The organism is Paenibacillus sp. yr247 (genome assembly GCF_900103825.1).
GTDB lineage: Bacteria > Bacillota > Bacilli > Paenibacillales > NBRC-103111 > Paenibacillus_E.
The window spans coordinates 1-8,813 of sequence record NZ_FNIF01000056.1 but is presented as its reverse complement, the minus strand read 5'-3'; the positions used below and the strand labels follow the sequence as shown (position 1 = coordinate 8,813).

8 protein-coding genes and 1 pseudogene are annotated in these 8,813 nt (G+C 44.7%); 6 read left to right on the top strand and 3 right to left on the bottom strand.

The window, feature by feature from the left end; genetic code table 11:
* Positions 1–79: 79 nt before the first annotated feature.
* On the bottom strand, positions 80–307 hold the full coding sequence (locus BLT91_RS33320) for an HNH endonuclease (protein ID WP_254777207.1): 228 nt from the start codon (positions 305–307) through the stop codon (positions 80–82).
* Between the two features lie 581 nt (positions 308–888).
* On the opposite strand from BLT91_RS33320, the gene BLT91_RS29845 reads away from it, so the two are divergent.
* From BLT91_RS29845 to BLT91_RS29835, 3 genes are all read left to right on the top strand, one after another.
* Entirely contained in the window at positions 889–2,820 is a 1,932-nt protein-coding gene (locus tag BLT91_RS29845; protein ID WP_090827835.1) for a fructose-1,6-bisphosphatase, read from the top strand.
* A 67-nt stretch (positions 2,821–2,887) separates the two neighbouring features.
* Complete coding sequence (locus tag BLT91_RS29840; RefSeq protein WP_090827833.1) at positions 2,888–3,103, top strand: hypothetical protein; 216 nt, start codon at positions 2,888–2,890, stop codon at positions 3,101–3,103.
* A gap of 140 nt (positions 3,104–3,243) precedes the next feature.
* On the top strand, positions 3,244–3,636 hold the full coding sequence (locus tag BLT91_RS29835) for a VOC family protein (RefSeq protein WP_090827831.1): 393 nt from the start codon (positions 3,244–3,246) through the stop codon (positions 3,634–3,636).
* A 232-nt stretch (positions 3,637–3,868) separates the two neighbouring features.
* Here the strand turns inward: BLT91_RS29835 and BLT91_RS29830 are convergent, their stop codons facing one another.
* On the bottom strand, positions 3,869–5,494 hold the full coding sequence (locus tag BLT91_RS29830; RefSeq protein ID WP_368086869.1) for a long-chain fatty acid--CoA ligase: 1,626 nt from the start codon (positions 5,492–5,494) through the stop codon (positions 3,869–3,871).
* A gap of 277 nt (positions 5,495–5,771) precedes the next feature.
* Between BLT91_RS29830 and BLT91_RS29825 the strand changes: the two genes are divergently transcribed.
* Genes BLT91_RS29825 through BLT91_RS29815 form a run of 3 tightly spaced genes read left to right on the top strand, consistent with a single transcriptional unit; the run spans position 5,772 to position 8,009 of the window.
* A complete protein-coding gene (locus tag BLT91_RS29825; protein ID WP_090827829.1) occupies positions 5,772–6,752 on the top strand; it encodes an NAD(P)H-dependent flavin oxidoreductase in 981 nt (326 codons plus the stop codon).
* A gap of 13 nt (positions 6,753–6,765) precedes the next feature.
* The gene (locus BLT91_RS29820; protein WP_090827827.1) at positions 6,766–7,545 is read left to right on the top strand and encodes an enoyl-CoA hydratase/isomerase family protein; all 780 of its coding nucleotides are present in this window, start codon (positions 6,766–6,768) and stop codon (positions 7,543–7,545) included.
* 29 nt (positions 7,546–7,574) lie between these two features.
* Positions 7,575–8,009 (top strand): PaaI family thioesterase, encoded by a 435-nt coding sequence (locus BLT91_RS29815; RefSeq protein WP_090827825.1) that lies wholly within the window; start codon positions 7,575–7,577, stop codon positions 8,007–8,009.
* Between the two features lie 597 nt (positions 8,010–8,606).
* Here the strand turns inward: BLT91_RS29815 and BLT91_RS29810 are convergent.
* A pseudogene (locus tag BLT91_RS29810) lies at positions 8,607–8,813 on the bottom strand (IS110 family transposase); the annotation flags it as partial.

Here is an 8,813-nt window from a genome sequence, read left to right as displayed (position 1 = left end):
TTTCGATCTGCTAAACAATAAATTCCTCGAAAACAGGCAAAAGATAAAAAACGCCTCAAGGCGGTGAAGAGTACTTACATCAGTTCGCTCGACGATGGTTATGTTTAGCTTTAATGATGCGGTAACAGAGCTTTAAAGAATTCGGCACGGAAAGTACTTTTTCTAAAAGATAGGAGAACGCTGAACGATTTCCTCGTTTCGTGTTGCATTCCATGCAAGAAGCGAGTAAGTTTTGGGGAAGATCTGAGCCTCCTTTGCTTGAAGGGACAATATGATCTACAGTCGTTGCGGGACGTCCACACCACAAAACAAACAAGTGTAATGATCCCGTTTTAATGCAGCTTTTCTATACTCTCGAAATGAGAATGGGTTGTAAAGTAATTGGATTGTCTACTCGTCGATCCAGACGGCACGGGCTCGATTAACTTCCCTCCAAGCCCGGTGAAGTAAACATGGGGTTAGTTTTTGGCCATCCACATTGCTCTTATCATAGTTAATCGCCTCCTAAGGCTAAAGTTAGTATAACCACACACAATTTGATTATTTGATACGTAGATATGTATGTTGGAGACGAGAGGAGTATCGGATATCTTTAATACCTTAACAGTTCGATAACGTCGAAGAAACCTTGTATGGGAAAGCATCCCTGCAAGGCTTTTTTTGATTTTGGCTCTGTTAAAACTCGATGTTGATTTTATCATTAAGCTAAAGGGCAGGAAAGCGTGGGAAGTTTCAGTTATAATAGCTGTTAGTAAGCGTACCAAAGGGAACCTCGGAAACCTAATGTTTTTCCCTTTACTGTTTACACTAAGCTTAAAGGTACGCGGCTAGCCCCATTTAAAAAACCTCTTATACATCACCATATTTCCTTGAAGGGGGACATCTCTTTTGGATGCGCAGTTTCTAAATTTATTGGCCCAGAAATATGATACGGAAGAAAAAGTTGTAACAGAAATCATCAACCTTGAAGCGGTCTCCAATCTTCCCAAGGGAACTGAGCATTTTGTCAGTGATTTGCATGGGGAGTTCCAGGCTTTTCAGCATGTACTAAGAAACGGTTCGGGTACCGTAAAAGAGAAAATCAAAGACTTGTTCCGTGAGGTTTGGACGAATCATGAAATCAATGACTTTACTGCGTTAGTTTATTATCCGGAAGAAAAAATACAGCTGGTTAAAGGAGACCTGTGCAATAAACAAGCCTTGAACCGATGGTACAGAGAAACGATTGAACAAATGCTTAAGCTCATTTCTTATGCCTCTTCCAAATATACGCGCTCGAAATTGCGTAAAGCGCTGCCGGAGCAGTTTGTATATATTGTAGAAGAGCTTCTATACAAGACGGATTCGACCAACAATAAGGACCCTTATTATGAGGAAATATACCGGCAAATTATTTCCTTGGGCCAGGCGGACAAGCTCATTATCGGCCTTGCTTATACGACCCAGCGCCTGGTGGTTGACCATCTTCACGTGGTCGGAGATATCTATGACCGCGGGCCGGACCCTGATAAAATTATGGACACGCTGATCAACTACCATTCTGTAGACATTCAGTGGGGGAACCATGATGTCCTGTGGATAGGCGCCTATGCGGGTTCCTTGGTCTGCCTTGCGAATATTATCCGGATCTGCGCCAGATACGACAATCTGGACATCATTGAAGACGTATATGGAATCAATCTTCGCCCACTGCTGAACTTGGCGGAGAAATACTATGATGACAATCCGGCCTTTAGACCGAAGCTGCAGACCGACCATAACGGTTCGGAGCAGGAAATCCTGCAGATTACCAAAATTCATCAAGCCATTGCCATGATCCAGTTTAAGCTTGAAATCCCGATTATCAAGAGACGCCCATACTTTAATATGTCTAAAAGGCTTTTGCTTGAGCAGATCGATTACGACAAAACTGAAATCAAGATCGGCGGAAAAACATACCCGCTGGAAAACACCTGTTTCGCAACCGTAAATCCGCAGCAGCCTGAACAGTTGCTGGAGGAAGAACAGCAGGTGATGGAAAAGCTGCTGTTCTCCGTTCAGCATTCCGAAAAGCTGGCCAGACATATGAATTTTCTTATGAAAAAGGGCAGCCTTTATTTAAAATACAACGGGAATTTGTTATTTCACGGCTGTATTCCTTTGGATGAAGAAGGAAACATGGAAGAAATGCAAATTGAAGACAAGACTTATTCGGGCCGTCAGCTGCTCGATGTTTTTGAATATTATTTACGTTACGCCTTTGCGCATCCGGAAGAGACGGATGATCTGGCTACAGATATGGTATGGTACATCTGGACAGGGGAATGTTCCTCGCTCTTTGGAAAGAGAGAAATGACCACCTTTGAACGGTACTTTATCCAAGATAAAGAAACCTATAAGGAGAGAAAGAACCCTTATTACCATTTGCGTGAAAATGAGGAGATCTGCCGGAAAATCCTGCTGGAGTTTGATATGAATCCGGATCATGGACATATCATTAACGGCCACACGCCAGTTAAAGAAATTCGTGGAGAGAACCCCGTTAAAGCAAACGGGAAAATGGTTGTCATTGACGGCGGTTTTTCCAAAGCCTATCAATCTACAACGGGCATAGCCGGATATACCTTGTTATATAATTCCTTTGGCATGCAGCTCGTTGCCCATCAGAAATTTAATTCAAAAGAAGATGTGTTATGTAACGGAACGGACGTATTGTCTGTAAAAAGGCTGGTGGACAAAGAACTGGAGCGGAAGCTGGTGAGGGAAACCAATGTCGGGGAGAAGCTGCTGCAGAAAATCTCAAATTTGAAGAATCTCCTGGAATATCGCTACATGAAATGAAACAATTGGTACAGCCGCGTTACGCTAACGAAGAACGATAGCTGAACAAACCTAAAGAGGCTGCTGCGTGCAGCCTTTTGTACGAACGGGCAGATTTGCTCAACGAATTGCTGAAGGAGTTAAGTATTTCTTTCAAGAAAAAAACAGTAAACAAAATATTGAGGTGCGTATGTACGTTGAATCGATGTCCATACGAAGCGGAAACAGCCTGCAAATCTTCAATTCGTATTGGCAGCTTCGCAATCGTAGAATCGACGTGGCCAAGGTTTGCATGCAGGAGTAGTACATCTACTTTGAATTTCTTGATCAGAACGGTAAATTAATGAGAATCTACTCGAAAAAAGTTTTGGGATGACCATTTCTTTTACGTTCATGGAACCGTTATATACCATTGAAGAACCATTTTAGGAGGGATCGTAGTTGATGGTAAAGAAATTTCATCTTCAGGTAATAGAAGTACCGGTAAGGAATGTGAAGGAATCGGTAGAGTGGTATACGGACATGTTCGGGCTCGGCTTCTGCTTCCCCTACAACGAAGGTGATGAGGAAGCTTGGCTAAACGTGAACGGGATGGGGTTCGGTTTGATCCTTACGAATGAGGTTCCGAAAATGGAGTTTATCTCCGCCAAAGGAGAAAGGAAGATTTTCTTCTCTTTCCAAGTGGATAACATCCACGAACTCTACGAAGAGATGAAACAGAAGGGCGCTGACGTCAAGGAGATGGTCTATAAACCAGGCGGCGGCTACAGCTTCCAATTTGTCGACCCGGACGGCAATTGCATGGGCATATGGGGTGGGTGGCCGAAAGAGGAGTAGTAGACGAGGGGGCAAACCCTTTATCACAGACACGATTATCATTTGAAGCAAACTCGAAATAACTCAAGAATCACAAGGAAGTCCCGATGACGATAGGTAGGTCATCGGGACTTCCTTGTATTCAATCCACCCGAAACACCTGATAAAGGGAAATGTCCTTCGAAGAGGTGCGGCGAAACATGTTTTTTTCCGATGCGCACGGACTGTGTGCCGACGCACAATGATCTGATTCCTATTCGTTCGACGCTTCTTTCCATTCCCATTCTTTGTAGAGTTCCCGCAGCGCCGACTTCAAGAATTTCCCGGATGAAGTGCGCGGAATTTCATTGACAAATAGGAACACATCCGGCAGCCACCACTTAGCGAATTCCTCTTCGAGATATGCGCGAAGCACTTCCGGACTTGCTTGCATACCTGCCTTCAGAATGACCGCCGCAGCCGGACGTTCGTTCCATTTGGGATGAGGTATGGCAAATACGGCAGCCTCGGCCACAGCCTGATGCCCCATCAGCTTGTTTTCCAAATCCACAGAGCTGATCCATTCGCCTCCGGACTTAACCAAATCTTTGATGCGGTCCGTTATTTTCATGAAGCCTTCGGAGTCGATCGTAGCGATGTCGCCCGTCCGAAACCATCCGTCCGCTGTAAAGCCTTGCGTCGCATCTTCGGTTCCATAATAAGTGCCGGCAATCCAAGGACCGCGAACCTGGAGCTCTCCCATGGTTACCCCATCCCATGGCGCTTCGCCTTTATCGTTTACGATTCGCATTTCGACGAATGGCGCTGCTATTCCTTGTTTGGCCCGAACTGTATATTGTCGATCTTCCGACCAGTTGAACATATTGTCCTTTAAGTAGCTTACCGTGCCGAGAGGGGCTGTTTCCGTCATTCCCCATGCATGGACGATAGGAAGACCAAAGCGGTCCAAGGTGCGAATCAATCCCTCCGGAGCTGCGGAGCCTCCCACTATCATGCGAATTTTTTTGAGCTTCCAGCGTTCAGGCTCCTTCTCCAAAGCATTTGCGATTGCCATCCATATGGTCGGTACGCCTGCGGCAGTCGTAACCTGTTCGCTTTCTAACAAGTTCAACAGGCTTTCCGCATCGAGGTGAGGACCAGGGAGAACCTGTTTCGCCCCGACCATCGCCGCATCGTACGGAATACCCCAGCTATTGACGTGAAACATCGGCACTACGGGCAAAACGACATCGTTTTGGCCGATCGACAAATAGTCTTTCATGACGCACGCTAGAGAATGCAGTACGAGTGACCGATGAGAGTAGACAACCCCTTTCGGCCTGCCGGTAGTGCCGGATGTGTAGCACATCGCTGCTGCTTCCCGTTCATCCAAATCGGGATATTCAAAATGTCCCTCCGCTGTTTCCAGAAAATCTTCGTAACTCTCATAACCGGAAACGGGTAGCCCCGTCAAATTCACGACAAACACCCGTTCAAATGAAGTTAGATCCTTAAATTTCTCCAAAAGCGGTAAAAGCACATCGTCGACGATCAGAAAGCGATCTTCTGCATGATTCACGATGTAAGCGATGTCATTCTGGTGCAGTCTAAGATTTAATGTGTGCAGAACGCCACCGGAGGCTGGAATACCAAAGTAGGCTTCGAGGTGTGCATAGTGATTCCACATCAGCGTAGCCACCCGATCGCCGCGCCGTATTCCCGCCTTTTGAAGCGCTTCCGCCAAACGCCGGGAGCGATCGTACACATCTGCATAAGTGCAGCGATGCAAAGATTTATCCGGTAGACGGGATACGATCTCAACAGTGCCAAACAATTTGCCTGCCCGCTCCAGAATATGATTCAACGTGAGCGGATAATCCATCATACTTGATCGAATCAATAGAAGCACCCCTTAGAATGAAAATAGCATCTTTCACGTACCCATTTATATGTAAACGGTTGCAATTAAATTATACCTGTAATTTATTGGTATGTAAAAACTTTTTATTTGATATTAAATTCCGTTGTTGTGTTGATGTAAAAAATCAAAAGTTGTCAGTACAACCCTTAAGATGGTAGAATATAGATGAAAATGAATGAATACTCATTCAGAGACGGAGTTTTGTAAACGCTTTTATTTATTTGTTACGATTAAGTTGAGAAAGGAACGGTGGAAAATGTCTACTAATCATTTATCACACATTACGGAACAAATGACGTTACCTGTAATCGCTGCTCCGATGTTTCTTATTTCCGGTCCGGAAATGGTTATCGAATGTTGTAAAACCGGAATTATCGGCTCGTTCCCATTATTGAATGCCCGGACAACCGATATTTTGGATGAATGGATGAAACGAATTTCAGAAGAGCTTGCAGCGGCGAAATCTAAAGACCCGGAGCGGCGAATCGCTCCATGGGCGGTGAATCTTATCGTTCATAAAACGAATACGCGATATGGTTCGGACGTTGAGCTGATTAAGAAATATCAGCCGCCGATCGTCATTACTTCGCTGGGAGCTCCGGGACCCATTGTCGAGCTAGTACATCAATATGGAGGGTTGGTATTCTCGGATGTCAGCACGTTAACTCATGCTAGAAAAGCAGCGCAGACAGGCGTGGACGGACTTATCCTTGTTTGCCAAGGTGCAGGAGGACACGCCGGTACCATTAATCCTTTTGCGTTTATGGGAGGGGTACGCGAGTTCTGGGAGGGGCCCGTTATTTTGGCCGGTTGTATTACAACAGGACAAGACATATTCGCCGCAGCAGCGCTTGGCGCCGATTTCGCCTATATGGGCACACGCTTCATCGCCGCTTCCGAAGGATTAGCAAGCGAAAATTACCGAAATATGCTGATTGAGTCGACGTCGGACGATATCATTTATACCGATGCATTCAGCGGTGTGAAGGGCAATTTCCTTATCCGAAGTATCCGGAAAGCCGGTCTTGACCCGGAAAAGCTCGAGAAGAAAGAATCGGTGAACGTCGCACACTTGAATCATAATGAAAATAAAGCATGGAAGGTTATCTGGTCTGCAGGACAGGGGGTAAATGCAATTAAGCGGGTCATGCCTGTAGCCGACTTGGTTGAAGAGCTCCGTCAGGAGTTTAAGCAAGCGGAAGCTTCATTATCTGCAAGATTGTCGAAAAACAAATAAGGGGGCCGACACAGTGTTCGATACCGTTAAATATTCCATAGAAAACCATGTGGCTACGATCTCGATGAATATTCCCAAAACGATCAACGCCTTTAATTTTGAGATGCACAGAGACCTTTATGCTGCTTTATCAGCCGCAAATGAAAATCCGGATGTCCGCTGTATCGTCCTGACAGGAGAAGGGCGAGGGTTTTCTACCGGAGCTGATTTGACGAGTATCAATTTTCAAGAAAGAATGGATTACGGAGACATTTTAAGCCAGACCTATAATAAGCTTCTGCGGTATATGATGGAAATACGAAAGCCGATTATTGCTGCCATTCATGGGGTAGCTGCGGGCGCCGGACTAAGCATTGCGCTTGCCTGCGATTTCCGCCTGGCGACGGAAGAGGCGAAATTAACGGTAGCTTTTATTAAGATCGGGCTCATTCCGGATGCTGGGGCACATTTCTTTTTGCCTAGAATCGTAGGGTTAGCAAAAGCATTGGAGCTTTCCGCGCTTGGTTCGATACTGAATGGAACGGAAGCGGAAAGCATCGGATTAATCAATAAAGCGATACCGGCAGACCACTTTCACGAAGAGGTTCGCTTATTTGCCCAGCAGCTTGTGCAAAAGCCTCTATTGGCATTCGGGAAGATGAAAGAAATTATGTATAAGAGCTTGGATAATGATTTGAATACGGTATTAGGCTGGGAAGAAGAAGGGCAGCGGCTCATGGGAGCATCCAATGATCATAAGGAGGGCGTAACTGCTTTTCTAGAAAAGAGAGCGCCCGTTTTTCGAGATCAGTAAGATGCGAAAGAAAAAAAGGTGGTTATGTCATGAATCGTTATGAACAGATGAAAAAAATCTTGTCAGGTGAACTACCTCAGCCACCAATCGGTCAACTTCTAGGCTTTCAACTGGTTGAATTAGAGGAAGGTAGGGCTGTCTTTGAAATGGAAGCTTCCGAGCGGTATCACAATCCTATGGGAACTCTTCATGGTGGCGTCCTTTGTGATATTTCTGATGCCGCAATGGGTGTTGCCTTTGCGTCCACTTTAGCAGAAAACGAAACGATGACCACCATTGAATTAAAAATCAATTTTCTAAAGCCAGTCTGGAACGCCAGATTACGAGCTGTTGCCAAGATCATAAAAAAAGGGAGCACAATCGGCTTAGTCGAATGTGATGTGTTCGATGAGAAAAACAGCCTGGTAGCCCATTCTACAAGCACATTAATGATATTAAGAGGAGATATGAGTAGAGGTAGATAAAGGAGTAAAGCAAGCCTGAACAAGATCACGCCTCCTGAGATAAATACCTATCTTATATCATATTAACGTGGTGTCGTGATGAATTGTAGGTCGAAAGAATTATATCCTAATGGACCCGCGTGCTGCGCGGTTTTATTATTTTATGGATATATGTTCTTGTCTTTCTCCGTGGACAAGAACATATATCCATTGCCGATTTTAGACAAGACATATATCTTTAGCCACGTATGACTGCCGCGACTGAGGTAAAATAAGGGGATCGTTGTCTGGCGACACAAACATAGGTGTTTTGAAATCCCCGTAAATAGGGGATTTTTTAGTTGAAAGCACATATGTTTGTGTCGCGAAGCCACGACACAAACATATGTGCATAATCGTTTTACGACACAAACATATGCGCATAATCGCGAGTAAAGATGGAACGGCAGTTAACGATTCATTTTTCTGATAGCCTCACTACGCTATTCCAGCTAATAGCTTGTCAATATTTAATTATTAATGGCGGATTCATGAAGTGGTATACTTAAAAAAGTGCATTGGAAAGAACCGTCCCATAAAGCACGGAAAGACATTCCATATATTTCTATTTCTTGCTGCTTACTCTAAACGGAACGCTTCCTTAGTAGTCAAGATGGCAAAAATCCAGTGGAGGAGTTTATTCACACAAGCAATTATCGCTACTTTGAACAGCTTTCCTTCAGCACGCTTTTTATCATAATAAGCTCTTAGTTTTTTATTTCTATTACTACGAATACCACATCGTACAGCTTGATATAGGGCAGTACGAAGCCTCCTGGAACCGTG